This is a genomic window from Campylobacter sp. RKI_CA19_01128, from assembly GCF_025771175.1.
Lineage (GTDB): Bacteria > Campylobacterota > Campylobacteria > Campylobacterales > Campylobacteraceae > Campylobacter_D.
Map to the genome: position 1 here is coordinate 73,436 of NZ_JAKMPU010000002.1, position 22,098 is coordinate 95,533.

Genomic DNA, 22,098 nt, shown 5'->3' on the forward strand with positions numbered 1-22,098 from the left:
CTTTTAGGCTTCATTTTGCTTTAAAAGTTTTTCTTTTATCTTTAAAATCAATATCTCTTTTGGCTTAATTACAGCATTTTCTTTTCCATTAACTGCATGATATATACTTACATTATAATTATTTGCATAAAAGCGCATTAGAAAATTTTGTAATTTATACTCACTTGAAAAATTAAACCAAGCATTATTTGAAATGGCTATGATGATTTTTGAGTGTTTGTAAAGTTTTTCTTTAGTTGCTTCAAAGCATATAGCATTAGTGATGAGTTGATTATTTAGAGTGTATTGATTTAATTCCTTTCCTTTTGAAAATTCATCAATATTTAAAAGGTATTTTTTAAAAAAGGTTTTAAATATAGGAATTTCTTCTCCAAAAGGTACAAGATAGTGTTTGTTAAAAACTTGTATGTTGCCATTGTTAAATACATAAGTGCTATTATATAGATGATTAGATGTAGTACTTATAGCACCTGTGATGATGATGATTTGTTTTGATAAATCTTTTAAAGCTTGCAAATAACTTGGTGCTTTATTTAAAGCAAAGGCAAAAGCTGTTTCAGGAAAAATAATTGCTTCTTTGCCTTCTTTTATGGCCTTGTTGATTTGATAAAATATATCTTTAGAATGAGTTTGTAAATTTTCTTGTATGAATTTTTGATCTTGGGAGATATTAGTTTGAATTAATTTATAGTCTAAATTTAGCGTTTGTGGTTGTTTTTGATTATATTGTGCGCCTATTAGAATAAGGATTAAAATAATTGCCATCTTATAATATCTTGAAATGTATTTTTCATAATAAAAATAAGCAATCAAAAACATAGCTACAATGCCTTGATAACTTGCATCAAAGATTCCATATACACTTAAAACACCCCAATTTAGCCAATCAAATCCAAAAGGATGAACAAAACTAAGTAAAAAAATCCCACAAAGCCTTAAAAAATCATATTTAAGAAAAAAACATACCAAAAATAATAATCCATAAATTAATCCGATTAAGATAATTTCTAAAGGAATTAAATAAGCTAAATCAAAATAAATTGATGATAAAGCTATCCACCAAAACCATAAAATTCCTACAAAAAATCCGGTATAAAAATATCCTATTTTACTTTTATTTCTTAGCAATAAAATCAAACCATATATACTTAAAAATGGTGAAATAAATTCAAAAAGTAAATTTTCAAAAAAAGAAAAATAAATAAAATTTGACAATAAAAGTGCAGAAAAAAAGGCTTTTATTATTTTAAAAGTGGTAGAATTAGAATTTATGAACTTTAAAAAAAGGGGAAGAAATGGCAGAAAACGGAAATATTTGGACTTCATTGTTGCCTCTCATTGTGCTTTTTGCGATTTTTTATTTTTTGGTTATCAGACCACAACAAAAACAAGCAAAAGACCACAAATTAATGGTTTTATCTTTAGAAAAAGGAGATAAAATCATCACAAATGGTGGGATAATTTGCGAGGTGGTAAAACCAGAAGAGGATTTTATCAAAGTTAAGCTTAATGATGAAAATGTAGTTGTAAAAATTTCTAGAGATTTCATAGCAAAGAAAATTGATGCGTAGTGGAAAAATTACTTATAGAAGTATTATTTTCTTTGTAGTTTTTCTTATAGGATTAATTTTTTCCATACCTTCTTTTATGCAAACCCAAAGTGGTGCTAAGATCAACCTAGGACTTGATTTGCAAGGTGGGTTGCATATGTTATTAGGTGTAGAAGTAGAAGAGGCGGTTAAATCAAAGGTTAAATCCATAGCCTCTTCTCTTAGTTATTCTATCAATAAAGAAGATATTATTGTTGATAAAATCAAAGTAAATGATACTAGTATTGAATTTAGTTTATTAGATGAAAATGATATAGCTAAGGTTGATTTGTTATTAAAAGACATCAAAGGCTTGGCTATTACACATGAAAATTTACACTACACACTTTCTTTAACCCAAGAAGAAATTAAATTAACCCATGAGCAAGCTATTTTACAAGCCGTGGAAACCATTAGAAACAGACTTGATCAATTTGGCCTTGCAGAGCCAAATGTAGCAAGATCAGGTGAGGATAAAATTTTAGTCGAACTTCCAGGTATTAAAACTGCTGCAGATGAGGCTAGAGCTAGAGAGCTTATCGCAAAAGCTGCACATTTGCAATTAATGGAAGTAGATGATGTTAGAATGGATCAGGTAAATAATCTTACTCCAGCTCAAGCTGCTGAATATGGAGACTTGATTTTTGAAGATGCAAAAAATCCTCAAATTAAATATCTAGTAAAATCTATACCTATTCTTGATGGCTCTATGTTAACAGATGCAAAAGTAGGCTTTGCACAAAGTAATAATCTTCCTGTGATTAATTTTACCTTAAATTCAGAAGGTGCTAAAAAATTTGGAGACTATACAGGAAATAATGTAGGTAAACGCTTAGCTATAGTTTTGGATAATAAAGTATATTCAGCTCCAAGAATTAATGAAAGAATAGGTGGAGGTAGTGGCCAAATTAGTGGTAGCTTTACTGTAGAAGAAGCTCATGATGTGGCCATTGCTTTAAGAAGTGGGGCGCTTTTAGCACCGGTTAAAATGCTTGAAAAAAGAAGTGTTGGACCATCTTTGGGTGCTGATAGTATTAAAATGAGTATGATAGCCCTAGCAGGTGCTTCTATATTAGTTGTTGCATTTATGGTGATGTATTATGGTATAGCAGGAATTTTTGCTAATATTGCTTTAGTAGCAAATATTTTAGTGATTATTGCTGTAATGGCTATGTTTGGTGCAACTTTGACTTTACCTGGTATGGCAGGACTTGTACTGACTGTGGGTATGGCAGTAGATTCTAATGTTATTATTAATGAAAGAATTAGGGAGTTATTGCGAGAAGGTGCTAGCATAAGACAAAGTGTTGAAAATGGTTATAAGCATGCAATGAGTGCGATTTTAGATTCTAACATTACTTCGCTTATTACTTCAGTGGTACTTTATGCTTATGGAACAGGTGCAGTAAAAGGTTTTGCGGTGACTTTGAGTATTGGGATTTTAGTTTCGATGATTACTTCTATTGTTGGAACTCATGGTATGTTTGAAATGTTTATGAATCGTATGGAAAAAAGCAATAACACAAGATTATGGTTTGGATATAGGAGACCTTAATGCAATTTTTTAGTCAAAAACATGTTTATGATTTTATGAGAATGAGATTTGCAGCCATCTCTTTGTCTTTTATTTTATTTTTTGGTTCTATTTTTATCCTTTTTACTAAGGGTTTGAATTTTGGTATTGATTTTACCGGTGGAACTTTAGTGCAACTTCAATATGAGCAAAAAGCTCCTTTGGCTGAAATTCGTAAAGCTTTAGCTATCAATGAAAATTTAAAAGGTGCTAGCGTTACTGAATTTGGTGGCGCTAATGAAGTGATTATTCGTTTTTCAGGAAGTAGTGATAGTTTAGGAAGTGATATTGGAGTAAGTATTGCAAATTTATTAAAAGATACAGGTAAATTTGAAGTGCGCCGCGTGGATGTAGTGGGTCCAAAAGTAGGAGATGAACTGCGTAATAAAGGTCTTATGGCGGTTGGAATTTCTTTGATTGCTATTTTGATTTATTTGGCAGTAAGATTTGAATGGCGTTTTGCTATGGCTTCTATTGTGTGTGAAATTCATGATATAGTCATTACTTTGGGTGCTATTGCGTTATTTGAAATAGATGTAAATTTAGATATTTTAGCGGCTGTTTTAACCGTACTTGGGTATTCTTTAAATGATACGATTATTATTTTTGATAGGATTAGAGAAGGTATTAAAATAAGTAAAAATTCAAAACTTGATTTAATTATTAATGAATCAGTTTCAGCTACTTTATCAAGAACTACTTTAACAACGGGTTTAACTTTAATTACTGTTGTAGTGCTTTATTTCTTTGGTGGATCTATGATAGAAGGTTTTGCTCTAACTATGATAGTAGGTATTGTAGCAGGTACTGCAAGTTCTATATTTGTAGCAAGTCCAGCACTTTTATGGTTTAAATTTAGTGTTGCGCAGTATCGTCAAAAAGAATTAGAAAAAGTTAAGAAAAAACAAGAAAAAGAGAAATTAAGAGCGATGTATGAAAAAGGAACAGTGTAAAAATGAATTGGGGTAAGGTTATTTATATCTTTTTTGCTCTAATGAGCTTAACTACAACCGCAGGATTTTTATATGATCAAAATGAAGTTGCTTTATTTATTGCAGCTTGTGTGAATTTAATTTCTACTTTATTGAAAATTGGGGTTAGAAATTTTTTAGCAGCTGAATTATTTGCTAGTTCTTTGGTGGCTGATTTGCATTTAATTCCAGCTTTTGCTTTAATACAAATTAATCCAGAAGCTAATGTTATGGTTTATACTTTAGCAATTGGTGCTTTGATAGCTAATATCTTTTCAATGATTTTAGTTATAGTTGATTCAGTAAAAAATCAAGAAGAAAATTAGGAGTTAAAATGGCATATGAAGCAGGTAAAATAGAAAAAAAATGGCAAAAAATTTGGCAAGAAAAAGAATATTTTGAACCAAAAGATGATTTTTCTTTGCCAAAAAAATACATTTTATCTATGTTTCCATACCCAAGTGGTAGAATTCATATGGGACATGTGAGAAACTATAGTATAGGTGATGCTATGGCTAGATATTATAGAAAAAAAGGTTTTAATGTCTTACATCCTATAGGTTTTGATAGTTTTGGTATGCCTGCTGAAAATGCTGCGATTAAACATGGCATCCATCCTAAAAAATGGACTTATGAAAATATTGATTATATGCAAAATGAGCTTGCTTCTTTGGGTTTTTCTTTTTCTAAAAAAAGAATGCTTGCTACTTCTGATCCTTTATATGCTAAATTTGAGCAAGAATTTTTTATTAAAATGTATGAAAAAGGACTTGTTTATACTAAAGAAGCTGAAGTTAATTGGTGTGAGAATGATAAAACAGTTTTAGCAAATGAGCAAGTTGAAGATGGCAAATGTTGGCGTTGTGGACATGAAGTCATTAGAAAAAAAATGCCAGGATATTATGTAAAAATCACTGCTTATGCAGATGAATTATTGCATGATCTTAAAAAATTAGAAGGAAAATGGCCAAGTCAAGTTCTAACTATGCAAGAAAATTGGATAGGTAAAAGCACAGGGCTTAGTTTTGATTTTGATATAGAAGAAAATGATAAAATCAGTGCAAAAAAAATCAATGTTTTTACCACAAGAGCTGAGACTATTTATGGAGTATCTTACATTGCTTTAGCACCTGATCATGAAATAGTAAATGAATTAATTGATAAAAAGTTACTAGATCAAGATGTTATAGCTAAAATTCAAAATATACAAAATCAAACACCGCGCCAAAGACAAGCCGCACCAAAGGAAGGATATTTTTTAAATCTTTATGTAATCCATCCACTAAGCAAAGAAAAAATTCCTTTATGGGTGGCTAATTTTGTTTTAAGTGATTATGGTAGCGGCGCTGTTATGAGCGTACCTGCTCATGATGAAAGAGATTATGAGTTTGCAAAAACTTATAATTTGGCTATAAAAAAAGTAATTTATAAAGATGAAAATGACGCACAATGCTATACTTTAAAAGAAGGTGTTTTAACTAATAGTGACGAATTTGATCAACTAGAATGCAATGAAGCTAGGGAAAAAATTAGTTTAAAAATTGAATCTTTGGGTATTGGTAAAAAGGTTACTAATTTTAAAATTCGTGATTGGGGTGTTTCTAGACAAAGATATTGGGGAGCTCCTATACCAATGATTAAGTGTGACTCTTGTGGCATAGTCCCTCAAAAAATAGAAAATTTACCTATTACCTTGCCTGAAGATGTAGTGATAAATGGAGAAGGAAATCCGCTTGATAAGCATGAAACATGGAAAGAGTGCGTTTGTCCAAAATGTGGTAAAAAAGCACAAAAAGAAAGCGATACTTTAGATACTTTCTTTGAAAGTTCTTGGTATTTTGCGCGTTTTGCAAGTGATGATAAAACATGGCAAGAAAAAGCAGTAGATGAAAAAAGTGTTAATTATTGGATGAATGTTGATGAATATATTGGTGGGATTGAACATGCAATATTACATTTACTCTATGCTAGATTTTTTCAAAAAGCACTTAGAGATTTGGGTTATTTAAAAGATGATGAGCCTTTTAATAGGCTTTTAACCCAAGGAATGGTCACTAAAGATGGTGCTAAGATGAGTAAGTCTAAGGGGAATGTGGTTGATCCTGATTATATTATAGAAAAATATGGAGCAGATAGTGCAAGATTATTTATACTGTTTGCTGCACCACCTGCTAAAGAACTTGAATGGAATGATAGTGCATTAGAGGGCGCGTTTAAATTTATCAATAGGCTTTATGAAAAGGCTATGAGTTTAGAATGTGGAAAATTGCAAGAGATTGATCATCAAAGTTTAAATAAAGAAGAAAAATATGCTAGATTAAAAGTATATGAGGCTTTGAAAAAATCTTTTGAAGTTTATGAAGAAAGCTTTGCCTTTAATACCTTAATAGCTGCATGTATGGAAGCTTTAAATGCCTTAAATACTATAAATCATAAAGAAGTTTCAAAAGAAGCTTTTTATATTATTTTAAATATCTTAGAGCCTATCATCCCTCATGTTTGTTTTGAGCTTAGTGAGTATTTGTTTAAATGTGAAAATTTTAAAGTATTAAAAATAAAAGATGAGGTTTTTATAAAGGATAGCTTTAATATAGCTATTAGTGTTAATGGTAAAAAAAGAGCACAGATTGAAATAAATTCAGAAGCTAAAGAAGATGAGATTTTAGCTTTAGCTAAAGAAAATGTCGCAAAATGGCTAGAAGGAAAAACTATAGTAAAAGAAATTTATATTGATAAGAAATTAGTAAATTTGGTGATTAAATGAAAAAATATCTAGTGTTGTTTTTTGCTTTTTTCATCATAGCTTGTGGATATATTCCCTCTTCGCAGATGGCAAGTAGGGTTTTGGGTGAAAATGTATTTTTAAAAATCAATATTAGCAAACAAGATCCTGAAAACAGTGTTTACATAACAGACATTCTAAGAGAAGCCATGCTTAATAAGCTTGGTAGAAAAATCACAGATGAGTATAATGCAGATAGTTCTATTATAGTTACGATGAAAAAATTAGAATTTCATCCTATGGTTTATGATAAAAATGGTTATGTGATTAATTATAAAGCAGAGCTTTATTTGGAGTTTGTGTTGCGTTATAAAAATGGCAAGGAAGAAATTGTAAATACTAAAGGAAGTTATAATTTTGATATTAATCCAAACTCTATCATCAGTGATCAAGCAAGATTTGAAGCGATTAAAAATGCATCAAGTGAAGCTTTTGATGAATTTGTTTCTATTATAGCTATTAGGGGTTATAAATAAAATGGCAAGTCATATCAATGAAATTGCAAAAGAAACATTGATAAAACTAAAAGAGCGTAAGTTATATCCAACTCCTGAAAATTATAGCGAGGTGTTTGAAGAGTGTGCTAAAAAAGCAGGAGTGATGAGTTCAAATAAAGCCAGAATAGAAAAATACACCAATCTTTTAGATGATTCTTACAAGCAAGAATTAAAAGGAAAAAGTATTCGAACTATTGATGAGTTTTTGATGTTTTTAGTCTCTAGGCTTAATAGACAGGTAAGTAGAAAATATGAAGATGTTTATGCTTTGCTTGGCTTAATCATTCAACAACTTAGTATTAGTAAAGATAAAAAAATCAAAGAGCTTGCTCAAATTACTCAACACAGATTATCCCAAGCTATGGATTTAGAAACCATATATCTTTTAAGAGCTAAATGGAAAGAACTTGAAAAATCTTATGAAGATGGAGAACTCTTAAAAAAATTAGAAGAATTTAATATCCGAGCTTTTTTGGATTTTCATGCTTTAATAGAAAAACTTATCACTATGCTAAAAGAACGTTCTTATGAAAAACAAGCTGAACTTTTACTAGCTTCTTTGGAGCCTTTATTTGGTGAGAGTAAAGAGGTAGAGCAATTTAAGCAAAAATTAAAAGAAAATCCTAGATTGATTGCTAGAAAAGAATTTGCACATGGATATTGTTTGATGCTACAAAAAAAAGAAGCAATAGATAAATACTACATACAAAAAAATCTTTCTTTTTTCAATCAGCATTTAGAAAGCCTAAATGAAATGGTTTCAAAGCTTTATGACAATAGCCAAGAAGATGTGAAATTTATTAATGCTTTAACTAAAGATGAAAATGGTAATGTGCAGATTAATTTTGATACATTAAAAGATAAGCTTTTGTATGCAAACGAGCAAATAGCTCAAATTAAAACTCAAATTCAAGCTACAAGCGATGATGAGCAAAGAGAACAATGGAGTCTTGCTCGAGAGCTTAAAAAACTTGATGAAAATTATAAGCTTTATGCGGTTAATTATGCTTTATCTTTCTTTAAAATCAATAATATAGAACATGTTATTAATGCTTATGGTATTGATAGTTTTAAAACCATTAGTGGGAAGTTTAAAAAAATCCTCAAAGACTTATGTAAAAATTTAGCTGAAATTTGGATTTTAGATGAAAGTTCTTATTTAATTGTTTTTCCGGGTAAAAGCTTAGAAGATGCTCAAATCTTTACGGAAAAAGCTTTGAGGCTTATAGATGATTATAAATTTATTTATAAAGAAGAAGTAGTTAGACTTGTTTTATCATCTTCTTGTATAGAAAAAAAAGAATTTCCAGATGGCGATATTTTAAAAGAATTAATGCAAAAAGCTTAGTATGAAATTCCAGCAAACACTTTCACAAAAAACTATGCATGTACAAAAAATCAGTAGATTTTTTATGTTTAGTATGTATGAAAAATATAAAAAATTTATTCCAAAAACTAAAAATATTCAAATTATTGGCACTAATGGCAAAGGAAGCACAGGTAGATTTTTAGCCCTTTTACTCTTAGAGCAAGGATGTAAAGTAGGGCATTATACAAGTCCACATATTTTTGAATTTAATGAAAGATTTTGGTTAAATGGAAAAATTACAGGCAATGAGCTTTTAGAAAAAGCACACGAAGAATTAGAAAGTGTTTTTTTAGATGATGTGAAAAAACTTAGCTATTTTGAGTATGCTACATTTTTAGCATTTTTTGTTTTTAAAGATTGTGATTATGTGATTTTAGAAGCTGGAGTAGGTGGAGAGTACGATGCTACAAGTGTTTTTGAGATAGATTTTAGTATTTTTACTAAAATAGGTTTTGATCATCAAGATTTATTGGGTAAAAACTTAGATGAAATAGCAAGAACAAAATTAAAAGCCATGAGTGCTAAAGCTTTAATTAATCATAAGCAAGAAACAAAAGTATTAAATTTGGCTCAAAAAATAGCAAAATTAAAACAAGCTAGTTTAGATATTAGTGCGTTAGATGAAAACAAGGCTATTTATCCTTATGTGCAAAAATATATTCAAAAATATAATTTAGCAACTTTTTTAAAAGATAATCTTTTTTTAGCCTTAGAAGCTTTTTCTAAAATTTGTGCCAAAAATGAAAAAGAATTGATTTGCAGCATTAGTAATTTGCCAAAACTTGATTTAAAAGGAAGGTGTGAGCAAATAAGTCAAAATATTTTTGTTGATGTAGGCCATAATGAAATGGCAGCTTTAACTTTAGCTGAAATTTTCAAGGAAAAAAAAGTTCATTTGGTTTATAATTGCTTTTTAGATAAAGATTCTTATAAAATTTTAAGAGCTTTAAAGCCTATAATAAAAATAGTTGAAATTTATGAATATGAAAGCAAAGACAGACCTTTAGCAGGCTCTGTTTTGCTAGAAAATTTAGAAAAATTAGATATTGCTTATCAAAAATTTGAACAAATAAAAAAAGATGAGTTGTATTTAGTTTTTGGTTCTTTTGTATTGGTAGAAAATTTTTTAAGAGGCTATAATGAAAGATAAATTTACGTTAACTATCACAGATGTAAATGGTTCTAGACATTTTTTATTAAGTCAGATCATAAAAAAAGTAATTATTTATTTTACTACTTTTGTTTTTGTTGTTATAGTTTTGGGTGCTTTATATATTAATTATTTGGCAGATAAGCGTTCAGAGCTTTTAAAAGAGCAAGAAACATTGTCAGCAAAAAATACTAAATTATTTTCTCAAAATGAAAGTATGCAAAAAAGTTTAGAGGAAAAAACAGCCTTGTATGATGAACTCCAAACTCAACTTGCAGATATTGAAGAAAATTTAGGTTTAAAGCAAGATGAGGGTTTGGATATACCAGAAAGATTGGAAAAAGTTAAGCTTACTAACGATCAAGCCTATTTATTTTTAACACAAATTCCAAATGGCCATGTGATAGAAGATAATGGAGTCACAGGTAATTTTGGATGGCGCCATCATCCTATATTAAATAAAAAAGAGTTTCATCCAGGTATTGATTTAAGAGCAGCTTTAAATACTCCTATTTATGCACCGGCAAATGGAGTAGTTGAATATGCTGCATATAGTAATAATGGTTATGGTTATTCAGTGATTTTGATCCATAATTTTGGCTTTAAAACGGTATATGCACATATGATGCGCAAAGATGTTGTTAAGGCAGGGCAATTTGTAAAAAAAGGTGATTTGCTTGGATATACAGGAAATACCGGTCTTTCTACGGGACCACATTTGCATTATGAGGTTAGATTTATTAATAAACTTTTAGACCCTAAAATTTTTATAGATTTAAACCGAAAAAATTATGAACAAATTTTTGAAAAAGAAAGGAGAGTTCCATGGCAATCTTTAATAAAGGCTCTATTGCTACAGTATCCGAAACTACAGTCATTTCAAACGGAGCAAAAATAGAAGGAAAATTTTATTTTGACTCTATGCTTCATTTAGATGGAGAGATTACAGGTGTGATTGATTCTTCTAATGTGATAGTGATAGGTAAAAGTGGTGTTTTAAAAGGACAAGTTAAGGCAAGTAAGATAGTGATTAATGGGGTTTTTGAAGGAGAAATGCAAGTTGATTCTTTGGAAATTTTATCCGGTGGTGTGCTTAATGGTAATATCATAGTTAAACAATTAAGCATTGAAAATGGTGGAAAATTTAATGGAAGCAGTAAAATAATTGAAAAAGACGAAGAACTTGCAACTATTGATGTGAGCATAGAAAATTCAGAAAATGCAAGCTAAATTATATGAATATTTATTAAGTAACAAAACTGAGTTAATAGTTTGTGAGAATGATAAAGAAGCAGATGAGTTAGCTCAAGTTTGTTTATTTTTAAATTTAAAAACTTTCGTTTTACCTGATTTTAGAGCAGAATTTGGTAGTGACTTGCGTTCTTTTTCTAAAGAGCTTTTTGAAATTTGTAAAGTTTTAAATGCTTATCACAAAGAAGATGAAAATAAAATTTTAATTTCTCCTATAAAAACAATCTTACAAAAACTTCCCGGAAAAAAGCATCTAAAAAACATTATTCTTAAAAGAAATTCACTTCTTGCTTTAGAGAAATTTAAAGAAGAAATTTTACATAGTGGGTATGAGTTTGTAGATATAGTTCAAGATAAGGGTGAGGTTTCAATACGCGGGGATATTATAGATATTTTTGCGATTAATGAAGAACAACCTTTTAGAATTTTGCTTTTTTCAGATGAGATAGAAAGTATAAGATATTTTGATATACATACGCAAAAATCAATCCCTGCTGAACTCTCCAATATAGAAATTTGTCCATTTTTAAGTGCTTTTAATCAAGAGCAATATGAAAATCTACAAGAAAAAATTCAAAATTTTCAAAGTCAAAGCATTGTTAATGATGTTAATTCTTTGGGTTTTTGGTGTGTCGATGACTTTTGTGATTATTTGGATTTAAATTTTGTGAGTATAAAAAATTTTGATATAAATGATTTTGAAGAAGATATTAGTAAAATTAATCAAAATATTTTACCTGAACCAAGATTTTGTAAAGATTTAGTAAGTTCTTATAATCATGATTTTTTCACTTTTCACAAAGATAAAAAAATTACTATTTTGGCAAAAAATGAAGCTTTGTTTAAAGCTTTAAATTTACAAGAATTTTCAAATATTAAATTAAAAATATCTCAAGAAAGAATCAACCTAATCACTCAAGATGAGCTTATTATCTCTTTAAATAAAAAAGAAAAAAGTAAAAGAGTTAGAAAAGCAAGTTTGGTAATAGATGAGCTTAGGGTTGGGGATTTTGTTGTACATGAAGATTATGGTATAGCTAAATTTTTAGGTCTTGAGATTATTATAATTGCAGGAGCAAAAAAAGAATTTGTCGCTCTTGGGTATTTAAATAACGATAAGCTTTTATTGCCTGTTGAAAATTTATATATGATTGATAAATATATCGGTGCAAGTGGTGGCGTGCCTTTACTTGATAAGCTTGGAAAAGGAAGTTTTCTAAAAATCAAAGAAAGATTAAAAGAAAAATTATTTGCCATTGCTTCAAATATAGTTTCTTTAGCAGCAGCTAGAGCTTTGATAAAAGCAAAAGAATTAAAAATTTCTCAAGAATTACAAGATGAATTTATCAATAAAGCAGGATTTTTTTATACTAAAGATCAAAGTCAAGTTTGTCAAGAAATCACTCAAGATTTAAAAAGTTCTCAAGTGATGGATAGGCTTTTAAGTGGTGATGTGGGCTTTGGTAAAACAGAAGTTGCTATGAATGCTATATTTACTTGTGTAAAAAGTGGCTATACAGCTTTGTTTTTTGTGCCAACTACTTTACTTTCAGCCCAGCATTTTAAAACCTTAAAACGAAGATTTGATTCTTTTGATATAGAGGTTTTTAAGCTAGATCGTTTTACTAGTGCTAAAGAAAAAAAACAAGTTTTAGCATTTTTAAAAGAAAATAAGCCTTGTGTAGTGGTAGGAACGCATTCTCTTTTAGGGGTTGAGTGTGAAAATTTAGGTTTAGTTGTGATAGATGAGGAGCATAAATTTGGTGTAAAACAAAAAGAAAAACTCAAAGAATTAAGTAAAAACTCCCATATTCTATCTATGTCGGCAACGCCTATACCAAGAAGTTTAAATCAAGCTCTTAGTTCTTTAAAGTCATATAGTGTTTTACAAACTCCACCTGAGGATCGTTTGGATGTGCGTACCTTTGTTAGAGAAAGTCATGACGCTTTGATTAAAGAAGCTATTTCAAGAGAATTAAGAAGAGCAGGACAGATTTTTTATATACACAATCATATAGCAAGTATTGATGGGTGTAAAAAATATCTTTTAGATTTGTTTCCAAATTTAAAAATTTTAATCTTGCATTCTAAAATTGATGCAAAAATTACTGAAGAAGAAATGATTAAATTCGAAAATAAAGAATATGATTTATTGCTTTGTACTTCTATAGTTGAAAGTGGTATTGATTTGGCAAATGCAAACACTATCATAGTAGAAAATTCAGATCGCTTTGGTATGGCTGATTTGCACCAACTTAGAGGAAGAGTAGGGCGTAGTGCTAAGCAAGGATATTGTTATTTTTTGATTGAAGATAAGGAAAAAATCACAAAAGATTCTTTAAAAAGACTTACGAGTTTGGAGAGTAATTCTTATTTAGGCTCAGGAAGCGTACTTGCTTATCATGATTTAGAAATTCGTGGTGGTGGAAATTTATTAGGCGTGGATCAAAGTGGGCATATAGAGCAAATTGGTTATAGTTTATATCTTAAGATGTTAGAAGATGAGATTAATAAGCTAAGTAAGAAAGAAGAGGTCAAAGAGAAAAAAATAGATCTAAAGCTTAATATCAATGCCTTTTTAAATAGTGAGTATATTGGTGAAGATCGTTTGAGATTAGAGCTTTATAGAAGACTTAGTAAATGTATGAGTGTTAATGAAGTCTATGAAATAGAAAGTGAGATGAATGATCGTTTTGGTAAGCCTGATATTTTTACTAAGCAGTTTTTGGATTTAATCATCATAAAAATTTTAGCTAGCAAGCATTATAAACTAGTGAGTAATTATGAGCAAAATATTTGTTTTGTAAAAGATGATGAGAGTAAGGAAGTCATTAAGGCAAAAAGTAAAGACGATGATGATGTGATCGAGGCTATTTTGATGCATTTAAGAAAGAGTGAAAAAGCATGAGCGGATATGAAATTTTTAAAGCTTTAGTTAATGCAAATATCAACTATAACGATTTTGAGTGGCTAGAAAATAATACTTTAAGCGAGTTTGAAATTTTAATTTCTGTGGTTTTAACTCAAAATACAAACTGGAAAAATGTGTTAAAAGCTTTGATAAATTTAAAACAAGCAAATATTACTAATATAGAAGATTTATCAAAATTAAACACTCAAGATTTAGCACTTTTAATAAAGCCAAGTGGATTTTATAATACCAAGGCAAAATATATTAAAAATTTCACTCAAAAATATTTCCAAGATTTTAATTCTTTTGAACTTTTTAAAGAAGAAGTAGATAGAGAATGGCTTTTAGATATTAAAGGCTTGGGTCAAGAAAGTGCAGATGGAATTTTAAATTATATATGTAAAAAAGAAGTTTTAGTAGTTGATGCTTATAGTGCAAAAATAGCTAGTTATTTAGGCTATGAGTGCCAAAGTTATGATGAGTTGGCAGATTTTTTAAAAAAAGACATAGCTAAAAATCAACAAGAATTATGTGTTTTACTAAAAAAAGAATGTGAATTATACGAGCTTTATCAAATTTTTCATGCTTTAATTGTTTCTTTTTGTAAAACACACTTTCAAGGTAAAAAACTTTCAGCAGATGGCGCACTTATTTTAGATCCTTTAAAATTTTAAATTTATTTTTTATTTAAAAAGTTAATTTTTTACGATTAAAGTGCTATAATGTATTTGACTTCATAAAAAGGAGAAGTAATGAATACAAGTATAGTTGGAAAGCAATTTGAGCTAACTGAGTCTATAAAAGAGTATGTGGAAAAAAGCTTTGATGCTTTAAGTAAATATGGCTTAGATGTGATTTCTGCGCGTTGTGTTATAAGTGCTGATGAAAGGCATGGAAAGAAAGGATTTTGGGCTGAATTTAGCATTAACCTAGCTGGTATTAACACAGTGGTTGTAAAGCAAAAAGATAAAGACTTATATGCTGCTATAGATTTAGCTATTGATAGAATTTCTAAGGTTTTAAGAAGATTACATGATAAAAATATTACTCATAAGCATCAAGATGAGATAAAAGAAAATTTAGTATTGCCAAGTGTGATTGAGGAAGATGAGATAGTTCCAACAGAACTTGAGCTATACAAACCTTTAGAAATTGAAGAAGCATTAGAAAAGCTAAAAGCAAGTAAGGATATATTTTTAGTTTTTAATGACATAGATGCAAAAATGAGGGTACTGTATAAGAAAAAAGATGGTAAATTTGGTTTATTTTAAAAAATCTAGCCTTTTTAAGGCTAGATGTATTAGAAGAGTTTGTTAAAGATTTTATCTATTGCCTGATCTACTTTTTTACCTGTGTTTTTAGCACCATCACTAGCATTTCCACCTATTGTATTAACAATAGAATTTACAACACTTTTTGTATCAAGACTTACTTTAGGATCTTGTGTTGTTCCTTTTATAATTCCTTTGAAATTTGCTCTATCAATAACGATATTAAAAGGAATGTTTAATTTAGTGCTTTTTGTATCAACTTTGCCTTTGCTGATGTTTATATTACTTCTATCAGCCACTAGGTTTAAATTTAAATCTATAAGATTTTTATTGATATTTATTTTAGCTTCACCGTTGCGATATACATCTTGAGTGATATCTTTTTGTAAAAGTAGCATTAAAGCACTTGTGATGAGGTTTTTCTTAAGTTGTCCATCGGCTAAGTTCATTAGCACCACACCGCTTTCTTTTAAAAGATTGTAGTCAATACTTAAATTTGATTTTGCTTGGTAATAATCAGGCAAATCTAAACTTTGAGCTAAATTTGAAAGATCAGTATTTTGCATTTTAGCGTTAAAAATATTATTTTTTAAAGTTGCATTTAATGAGCCGTCAAATATATTTTTACTATTAACGCTTGCATCAATTAAAGCGTTTTTAAAATCAAATTTTCCTTCAAAATCAGCCTTGCCTTTTAAGTTTCTATCGACTAAAAATCCTAGTTTAGAAAAATCTTGCAATGAAATATTATAAGTACTTGCTAGAGCCATTTGATTAAGATCAAAATTTCCTTTTAATGAGTTAATATTTGCAAATGAACTTAGAGCTTTAGCGTTAAAATTAATGATTGATTTAGAAATTTTTCCATCAAGATTGATTTTTGCTGAAGTATTCTTTGGAAATTTTTTATCCAAAAGCTTGGATAATTCTACTTCATTAAAAGAAGAATTGATAGTGGCTTTAAAATCACCATTAATATTGTTAAAATCAAGTGTTTTTAAATCAATATCAGCATTTACATCGCCAAATGCTAAAACTTTTTGTCCAATTAAAGGGAAAAGTTGTTCTAATTTTATATTATCAATCTTTGCTTGTAAACTTTTTCCATTAGATTTTGCATTGATAAGTCCTTGCATGATTTTAATATTTGCATCAAGATTTTGAATTTGATTTGCCTTAAGATCAACTTTGGCATCTAAATTTAAAGGTCCATTGAGATCTTGTTTGGTTAAAGGTTTTAATTTGTTAAGATTATCTACAAAAGCACTAATTTGTGCTTTTAAATCTTTGTTTGTAAGATTATAAGAGCCTTTTAGCTGAGGTATTTTTGCTATGTTTGAATCAAGCAAAGCTTCATAATCAATCAAAGAATTTTTCGCATTTGCTTTAGCTTGTAGATTAAAAGTTGTTTTTGGAAAATCAATATTGCTTAGTTTTTTAAATTCTACAACATTTATATTTGCATTGTTTAACCTAGTATTTAGATTGAAATTTTTAAAATCAAGTCCTTGCGCTTTTAAATCTAAAATTAATTTAGAATTAATAAAAGCAGGCATAGAGATAGTCTTTAAAAGCTCTGCTACTTCAATATTAGTTGTATTGATATTAAGATTATTATTTTCTAAAATAGTTTTTAAGCTACCACCAAATCCCAGCAAGTTAGCATCTAATTTTTGTAATTGATTGCTTGCAAAAAGTAAATTACCTTGAATTTGACTTTTGCCTTGGAGTTTCATTTTAGCTAAAGATGAAAATTGATTAAAATCATCTATTTTGATGTCAAAATCACTAGCTAAGCTTTGTTTTGCTATATCATAAATACTTTTTTGTGTATAAAGTTTGAAGAAGTTGCTTAAAATTTCACTTTTAGATATAACTTCATTGTTTTGGATTAAAGATCTTATTTCACCTTTTATATAGCTTTGTTTTGGTAGGCTTAGATTGAAATCTTTTTCAATGAGAGTATTGTTGATAGAACTTGTGTAAAAATTAATCAAAGCATTGCCATTTGGTTTTAAATCTTTAGTTTGTATATCACTGATAATACTAATTTTTCCTTGAGCATATCTTGGTAGATTAGCAAAATCTAAAATTTGAGCCAAATCTATATTTTTTCCAATAAATTCAAGATTTATAGGAGAGAAATCAACAATTTTTGCATCTAAGCTAAGATTAGAATCAAATAAAAATCCATTACCTTTTACTGAAAAATCACTACTTTTACCTACAGCACTACCTTTAAATGTAAAATCTTTATCGCTTTTTAAGCCAAGATTTTGAATATAGTTTTGTTTAAGTCCTAAAAGATAGTTTAAATCAAATCCTAGTCTTAAAGGCGATATACCACCTTCTATGTTAGCAAAAAATTTATCATCAATATTTGCTTTAATGTCAAGTTGCGAAAAACTAATTTTGAAATTTTCAAATTTAACATTCATACCACTTTTTTGAGCAATAATCGTTTCGATTCTTGGCTTTAAAAAAGCATTGCCTGTGCTTGTAAATAATAATGTATATATAGCTAGTAATGCCACACATACTACACCTAAAAGGATGTAAAGAATTTTTTTCATGAGAAACCTTTATAATGATATATCATAAAAATTTAGCGTAATAGACTAAACTTATATGATATATTTTACTTAATTTATTGACAATTAACTTTCTTTAATGTATAATTCTATCACTCAAAAACAAAGAGTGCTAAAAATGGCACATTTTAGAAAGGATACAAAATGAATTTTCAACCTCTAGGAAAGCGTATTTTGGTAAAACGCTTAGAAGAAATGAAAACTACTGCTTCTGGGATTATTATACCAGATAATGCTAAAGAAAAACCATTAAATGGTGAAGTTGTTGCAGTAAGCAAAGAAATAGAAGATGTTAAAGTAAATGATAAAGTAATGTTTGCAAAATACGGCGGAACTGAAATTAAACTTGACAATGAAGAGTATTTGGTTCTTAATATTGATGATGTTTTAGGGATTATTAAATAAAAAGGATAAAAAATGGCAAAAGAAATATTTTTTTCAGACGAAGCAAGAAATAAACTTTATGAAGGTGTTAAAAAACTTAATGATGCAGTAAAAGTTACTATGGGACCACGTGGTCGTAATGTATTAATCCAAAAAAGTTTTGGCGCTCCAACTATCACAAAAGATGGTGTAAGTGTGGCTAAAGAAGTAGAATTAAAAGATTCTTTAGAAAATATGGGTGCTTCTTTAGTTAGAGAAGTAGCTAGCAAAACAGCTGATCAAGCAGGCGATGGAACAACAACAGCAACAGTTTTAGCACATGCTATTTTTAAAGAAGGTTTAAGAAACATCACAGCAGGTGCTAATCCTATCGAAGTTAAAAGAGGTATGGATAAAGCTTGTGAAGCTATAGTAGCTGAACTTAAAAAACTTTCTCGTGAAGTTAAAGATAAAAAAGAAATCGCTCAAGTTGCAACAATTTCTGCAAATTCAGATGAGAAAATCGGAAATTTAATCGCTGATGCTATGGAAAAAGTTGGAAAAGATGGTGTTATTACTGTTGAAGAAGCAAAATCAATTAATGATGAATTAAATGTGGTTGAAGGTATGCAATTTGATAGAGGTTATTTAAGCCCATATTTCATTACAAATACTGAAAAAATGACAGCTGAATTGCAAAATCCATTTATTTTGTTATTTGATAAAAAAATTGCTAATTTAAAAGATTTATTACCAATTTTAGAGCAAATTCAAAAAACAGGAAAACCACTTTTAATTATAGCTGAAGATATTGAAGGTGAAGCTTTAGCAACTTTAGTTGTAAATAAATTAAGAGGTGTTTTAAATATTTCAGCAGTTAAAGCTCCTGGATTTGGCGATAGAAGAAAAGCTATGCTTGAAGATATTGCTATTTTAACAGGTGGTGAAGTGATTTCTGAAGAGCTTGGAAGAACTTTAGAAAGTGCTAGTATCCAAGATTTAGGTCAGGCTTCAAGCGTGATTATTGACAAAGATAATACAACTATTGTAAATGGAGCAGGTGAGAAAGCAAATATTGATGCAAGAATCAACCAAATTAAAGCTCAAATTGCTGAAACAAGCTCAGATTATGATAGAGAAAAACTACAAGAAAGACTAGCTAAGTTAAGCGGTGGTGTAGCGGTGATTAAAGTTGGTGCTGCTACTGAAACTGAAATGAAAGAGAAAAAAGATAGAGTTGATGATGCATTAAGTGCTACAAAAGCTGCTGTTGAAGAAGGTATAGTAATAGGCGGTGGTGCTGCATTAATCAAAGCAAAATCAAAAATCAGCTTGAATTTGCAAGGTGATGAGGCTATTGGTGCTGCTATTGTAGAAAGAGCTTTAAGAGCACCTTTAAGACAAATTGCTGAAAATGCTGGATTTGATGCTGGTGTGGTTGTAAATACAGTAGAAAATAGTAAAGAAGAAAATACCGGTTTTGATGCTGCAAAAGGTGAATATGTAAATATGCTTGAAAGCGGTATTATTGATCCTGTTAAAGTAGAAAGAGTGGCTTTGCTTAATGCAGTTTCAGTAGCTAGTATGCTTTTAACAACTGAAGCTACAATTAGTGAAATCAAAGAGGATAAACCTGCTATGCCTGATATGAGTGGCATGGGCGGTATGGGAGGCATGGGTGGTATGATGTAATACCATCTTTTTGTTGCTTTTGAGTTGCTTTTTATATAAAGCAACTCACTCTTTTTTTATTTTTCTGCACTGATTTTTATTTTTGTTATAATAGATGTAAAATTATAAGGATTTTACATGAAAAACTTACAAGAAGAGCGATTTTCCAACTCAAAATACATTAAACCTAAAAGATATACTTATATAGGCAAAGATAATAAAAAATATACTTGGGATTTTATAGAAGCATTGGATAGTGTTTCTGTTTTTTTGTATCATACTCAAAAAGATTCTTTTGTCTTTGTAAAACAATTTAGAATTCCTTTATGGGATTATCAAAAACGTAATAACTTAAAATTAGATGAGATGGGATTTAGCATAGAGCTTTGTTCAGGACTTGTTGATAAAAATTTGAGTTTAGACGAAATAGCTAAAGAAGAATGTATTGAAGAGCTAGGTTATGCTCCTAGGGTTGTAGAAAAAATAGGAGAGTTTTATACAGGTTTTGGTTCAGGTGTAAGTAGACAGTTTTTATTTTATGCTGAAATTACCGAAGATGATAAAACTGGTCATGGTGGTGGAATTGATGGAGAGGATATTCAAGCAGTATGGATAAAAAGAAAAGACTTTGAAAAATTTTCTAAAGAAAATCCTATCAAAACCCCTTTACTTGAATATGCGTATTTGTGGTTTAAAGGTAAGAATTAATCTTACCTTTTATTTTTCTTCTTTATTTTCAATGTTTGGGTCTTTTTCATCAAGCATTTCTTTAAAGATTACAAATAAATCTTCAGAGGCTTTTTCAGCATTTGAGCATTTATCTAGAATTTGATTTTGAACTAATTCATTGCCTGTATTTTCATTATGTGCCAAGGCAACAGCTTGGTTGATATTTTCATGCACCTTTTGGTGTGGTAAATTTAACTTACCAAAAGCTCTTCCACTAGAAAATCTTTCTTTGCCCACACCTGCAATCCATTTTGCAAGTCTACAACTTAAATGATCAGAAAGTGTTTTACCTGAAGCATGAATGATTTCATTATAACCATTTAATTTAAAAGCAACATGATCTAATTTTGCTAAGGAAACAAAAATTTCAGAAGCAATACGTTTAGCGTGTGAGCTAGTTGAATTTGCATTAGAGATTAATTGAGCAAAATTACTAGAGAATTTTATAATATGTTCATTTGATTCTAATGATACTTTTTCTACTTGTTCACTTTGTCCATACATTTCATCTGCATTTTGTTTTAATAGATTAATATTTAATTCTACTTCAGAGGTTGCTTTTTGTGTTTTTTCAGCAAGTTTTCTAACTTCATCAGCAACAACAGCAAAGCCTCTGCCGTGTTCTCCTGCTCTAGCAGCTTCAATTGCGGCATTTAGTGCTAAAAGATTAGTTTGATCAGATACATCTTTGATTAAGTTAATAACATTAGTGATTTCATCAACGCTACGGTGTAAATTACCCGCTGTATCTCTTGAACGGTTAGCTGATTCAATAATGCTTTGAAGTGAAGATATAATTGAATGCGTAATTGCATTTAATTCTTGCATATCTTTTAATGATGAGTCAGAATACTGGGAAATCATTTCAGCTTTATTTACATTTTCTTGCATATCGCCTTGTACATTTGAAATGCCTTTTAACACTCCAGTTAATAACATCTCCAAAAGACGAGTTTCAAGTGCAGTTTTCCCACAATCTTCTTGAAGTTGCTTTTCGTATTTTTCGATTAATTCTTGTTTTTCTAAAAGAAGTTTTTTGTTTTCTTCTTCTAGTTCTTTGATTTTATTTTGTAAATCTTCAAAGTCTTGTTTTGATTGACTTTTTTTTCCAAACATAGTTTTTCCTTGAAAGTTAAAATTAGAAAGAAATTATTTTTTATAATTTGATAAATAAGTGTTTAGCTCATCTTTTAATCTTAGTTTTTCTTTTTTAAGATTTGCAATTTCCAAGCTATCTAGATGAATTCTACCTTCTTCTGCGTCTTTGATTTTGTGATCAAGTTCATTGTGCTCTTCAAACAATTTATCAAAGTGCATATCTTTACCTTTTAGCTCGGTAATTAAATCTCTAAATTCATGTAGCATATAAGCCTCCTTTTT

Annotated in this window: 20 protein-coding genes; 16 read left to right on the top strand and 4 right to left on the bottom strand. The window is 29.3% G+C overall.

The features are described 5' to 3' along the window. Positions 1 to 3: 3 nt before the first annotated feature. Complete coding sequence (locus tag L8U98_RS02035) at positions 4 to 1,326, bottom strand: apolipoprotein N-acyltransferase (protein WP_263724781.1); 1,323 nt, start codon at positions 1,324 to 1,326, stop codon at positions 4 to 6. Between L8U98_RS02035 and yajC the strand changes: the two genes are divergently transcribed. The 13 genes from yajC to hpf all read left to right on the top strand — a co-directional run bounded on the left by yajC (position 1,296) and on the right by hpf (position 15,364). After that, positions 1,296 to 1,571, top strand: coding sequence for a preprotein translocase subunit YajC (gene yajC, locus L8U98_RS02040; RefSeq protein WP_012661754.1), 276 nt, complete (start codon positions 1,296 to 1,298; stop codon positions 1,569 to 1,571). The two genes, L8U98_RS02035 and yajC, sit on opposite strands and share 31 nt — an antisense overlap. Continuing rightward, a complete protein-coding gene (secD, locus tag L8U98_RS02045; protein ID WP_263724782.1) occupies positions 1,564 to 3,144 on the top strand; it encodes a protein translocase subunit SecD in 1,581 nt (526 codons plus the stop codon). The genes yajC and secD overlap by 8 nt, the downstream gene beginning before the upstream one ends. Next, the gene (secF, locus tag L8U98_RS02050; protein ID WP_263724783.1) at positions 3,144 to 4,115 is read left to right on the top strand and encodes a protein translocase subunit SecF; all 972 of its coding nucleotides are present in this window, start codon (positions 3,144 to 3,146) and stop codon (positions 4,113 to 4,115) included. The genes secD and secF overlap by 1 nt, the downstream gene beginning before the upstream one ends. Before the next feature lie 2 nt (positions 4,116 to 4,117). Further along, positions 4,118 to 4,459: a DUF6394 family protein gene (locus L8U98_RS02055; protein WP_039618681.1), complete on the top strand. Its 342-nt coding sequence runs from the start codon at positions 4,118 to 4,120 to the stop codon at positions 4,457 to 4,459. Between the two features lie 8 nt (positions 4,460 to 4,467). Next, positions 4,468 to 6,897: a leucine--tRNA ligase gene (gene leuS, locus L8U98_RS02060; RefSeq protein WP_263737839.1), complete on the top strand. Its 2,430-nt coding sequence runs from the start codon at positions 4,468 to 4,470 to the stop codon at positions 6,895 to 6,897. After that, positions 6,894 to 7,391, top strand: a complete 498-nt coding sequence (gene lptE, locus L8U98_RS02065) for an LPS assembly lipoprotein LptE (RefSeq protein ID WP_039668573.1) — start codon at positions 6,894 to 6,896, stop codon at positions 7,389 to 7,391. Before leuS ends, lptE begins: the two co-directional genes overlap by 4 nt. A gap of 1 nt (position 7,392) precedes the next feature. Further along, complete coding sequence (locus L8U98_RS02070; protein WP_263724785.1) at positions 7,393 to 8,760, top strand: hypothetical protein; 1,368 nt, start codon at positions 7,393 to 7,395, stop codon at positions 8,758 to 8,760. Between the two features lies 1 nt (position 8,761). Further along, on the top strand, positions 8,762 to 9,931 hold the full coding sequence (locus L8U98_RS02075) for a Mur ligase family protein (RefSeq protein ID WP_263706368.1): 1,170 nt from the start codon (positions 8,762 to 8,764) through the stop codon (positions 9,929 to 9,931). Further along, positions 9,918 to 10,829, top strand: a complete 912-nt coding sequence (locus tag L8U98_RS02080; RefSeq protein ID WP_263724878.1) for a M23 family metallopeptidase — start codon at positions 9,918 to 9,920, stop codon at positions 10,827 to 10,829. The genes L8U98_RS02075 and L8U98_RS02080 overlap by 14 nt, the downstream gene beginning before the upstream one ends. Further along, positions 10,757 to 11,161, top strand: a complete 405-nt coding sequence (locus L8U98_RS02085) for a bactofilin family protein (RefSeq protein ID WP_263682088.1) — start codon at positions 10,757 to 10,759, stop codon at positions 11,159 to 11,161. The genes L8U98_RS02080 and L8U98_RS02085 overlap by 73 nt, the downstream gene beginning before the upstream one ends. Further along, positions 11,151 to 14,090 (top strand): DEAD/DEAH box helicase, encoded by a 2,940-nt coding sequence (locus L8U98_RS02090; protein WP_263724786.1) that lies wholly within the window; start codon positions 11,151 to 11,153, stop codon positions 14,088 to 14,090. Before L8U98_RS02085 ends, L8U98_RS02090 begins: the two co-directional genes overlap by 11 nt. Continuing rightward, positions 14,087 to 14,767: a 3-methyladenine DNA glycosylase gene (locus L8U98_RS02095; RefSeq protein WP_263724787.1), complete on the top strand. Its 681-nt coding sequence runs from the start codon at positions 14,087 to 14,089 to the stop codon at positions 14,765 to 14,767. The genes L8U98_RS02090 and L8U98_RS02095 overlap by 4 nt, the downstream gene beginning before the upstream one ends. A gap of 78 nt (positions 14,768 to 14,845) precedes the next feature. Further along, complete coding sequence (hpf, locus tag L8U98_RS02100) at positions 14,846 to 15,364, top strand: ribosome hibernation-promoting factor, HPF/YfiA family (protein ID WP_012661742.1); 519 nt, start codon at positions 14,846 to 14,848, stop codon at positions 15,362 to 15,364. A 29-nt stretch (positions 15,365 to 15,393) separates the two neighbouring features. On the opposite strand, the gene L8U98_RS02105 is transcribed toward hpf, so the two are convergent. Beyond that, entirely contained in the window at positions 15,394 to 17,937 is a 2,544-nt protein-coding gene (locus tag L8U98_RS02105) for a hypothetical protein (protein WP_263724788.1), read from the bottom strand. Between the two features lie 162 nt (positions 17,938 to 18,099). Here L8U98_RS02105 and groES point away from each other — a divergent pair, with 162 nt between their 5' ends. The 3 genes from groES (at position 18,100) to L8U98_RS02120 (ending at position 20,697) form a co-directional block, all read left to right on the top strand. Then, positions 18,100 to 18,360, top strand: a complete 261-nt coding sequence (gene groES / locus L8U98_RS02110; RefSeq protein WP_149062447.1) for a co-chaperone GroES — start codon at positions 18,100 to 18,102, stop codon at positions 18,358 to 18,360. A gap of 12 nt (positions 18,361 to 18,372) precedes the next feature. Then, the gene (groL, locus tag L8U98_RS02115; protein WP_070256698.1) at positions 18,373 to 20,010 is read left to right on the top strand and encodes a chaperonin GroEL; all 1,638 of its coding nucleotides are present in this window, start codon (positions 18,373 to 18,375) and stop codon (positions 20,008 to 20,010) included. 117 nt (positions 20,011 to 20,127) lie between these two features. Continuing rightward, positions 20,128 to 20,697, top strand: coding sequence for an NUDIX domain-containing protein (locus L8U98_RS02120; protein WP_263737840.1), 570 nt, complete (start codon positions 20,128 to 20,130; stop codon positions 20,695 to 20,697). A 9-nt stretch (positions 20,698 to 20,706) separates the two neighbouring features. On the opposite strand, the gene L8U98_RS02125 is transcribed toward L8U98_RS02120, so the two are convergent. Beyond that, the gene (locus L8U98_RS02125; protein ID WP_263724790.1) at positions 20,707 to 21,834 is read right to left on the bottom strand and encodes a methyl-accepting chemotaxis protein; all 1,128 of its coding nucleotides are present in this window, start codon (positions 21,832 to 21,834) and stop codon (positions 20,707 to 20,709) included. Positions 21,835 to 21,867: 33 nt separating this feature from the next. Next, positions 21,868 to 22,083, bottom strand: a complete 216-nt coding sequence (locus tag L8U98_RS02130) for a YdcH family protein (protein ID WP_012661736.1) — start codon at positions 22,081 to 22,083, stop codon at positions 21,868 to 21,870. Positions 22,084 to 22,098 lie beyond the last annotated feature (15 nt).

Bases quoted from the DNA above. Each gene is read 5' to 3' on its own strand.
- yajC (WP_012661754.1), top strand. From the start codon at position 1,296: ATGGCAGAAAACGGAAATATTTGGACTTCATTGTTGCCTCTCATTGTG.
- L8U98_RS02035 (WP_263724781.1), bottom strand. From the start codon at position 1,326: ATGAAGTCCAAATATTTCCGTTTTCTGCCATTTCTTCCCCTTTTTTTA.
- secD (WP_263724782.1), top strand. From the start codon at position 1,564: ATGCGTAGTGGAAAAATTACTTATAGAAGTATTATTTTCTTTGTAGTT.
- secF (WP_263724783.1), top strand. From the start codon at position 3,144: ATGCAATTTTTTAGTCAAAAACATGTTTATGATTTTATGAGAATGAGA.
- L8U98_RS02055 (WP_039618681.1), top strand. From the start codon at position 4,118: ATGAATTGGGGTAAGGTTATTTATATCTTTTTTGCTCTAATGAGCTTA.
- leuS (WP_263737839.1), top strand. From the start codon at position 4,468: ATGGCATATGAAGCAGGTAAAATAGAAAAAAAATGGCAAAAAATTTGG.
- lptE (WP_039668573.1), top strand. From the start codon at position 6,894: ATGAAAAAATATCTAGTGTTGTTTTTTGCTTTTTTCATCATAGCTTGT.
- L8U98_RS02070 (WP_263724785.1), top strand. From the start codon at position 7,393: ATGGCAAGTCATATCAATGAAATTGCAAAAGAAACATTGATAAAACTA.
- L8U98_RS02075 (WP_263706368.1), top strand. From the start codon at position 8,762: ATGAAATTCCAGCAAACACTTTCACAAAAAACTATGCATGTACAAAAA.
- L8U98_RS02085 (WP_263682088.1), top strand. From the start codon at position 10,757: ATGGCAATCTTTAATAAAGGCTCTATTGCTACAGTATCCGAAACTACA.
- L8U98_RS02090 (WP_263724786.1), top strand. From the start codon at position 11,151: ATGCAAGCTAAATTATATGAATATTTATTAAGTAACAAAACTGAGTTA.
- L8U98_RS02095 (WP_263724787.1), top strand. From the start codon at position 14,087: ATGAGCGGATATGAAATTTTTAAAGCTTTAGTTAATGCAAATATCAAC.
- hpf (WP_012661742.1), top strand. From the start codon at position 14,846: ATGAATACAAGTATAGTTGGAAAGCAATTTGAGCTAACTGAGTCTATA.
- L8U98_RS02105 (WP_263724788.1), bottom strand. From the start codon at position 17,937: ATGAAAAAAATTCTTTACATCCTTTTAGGTGTAGTATGTGTGGCATTA.
- groES (WP_149062447.1), top strand. From the start codon at position 18,100: ATGAATTTTCAACCTCTAGGAAAGCGTATTTTGGTAAAACGCTTAGAA.
- groL (WP_070256698.1), top strand. From the start codon at position 18,373: ATGGCAAAAGAAATATTTTTTTCAGACGAAGCAAGAAATAAACTTTAT.
- L8U98_RS02120 (WP_263737840.1), top strand. From the start codon at position 20,128: ATGAAAAACTTACAAGAAGAGCGATTTTCCAACTCAAAATACATTAAA.
- L8U98_RS02125 (WP_263724790.1), bottom strand. From the start codon at position 21,834: ATGTTTGGAAAAAAAAGTCAATCAAAACAAGACTTTGAAGATTTACAA.
- L8U98_RS02130 (WP_012661736.1), bottom strand. From the start codon at position 22,083: ATGCTACATGAATTTAGAGATTTAATTACCGAGCTAAAAGGTAAAGAT.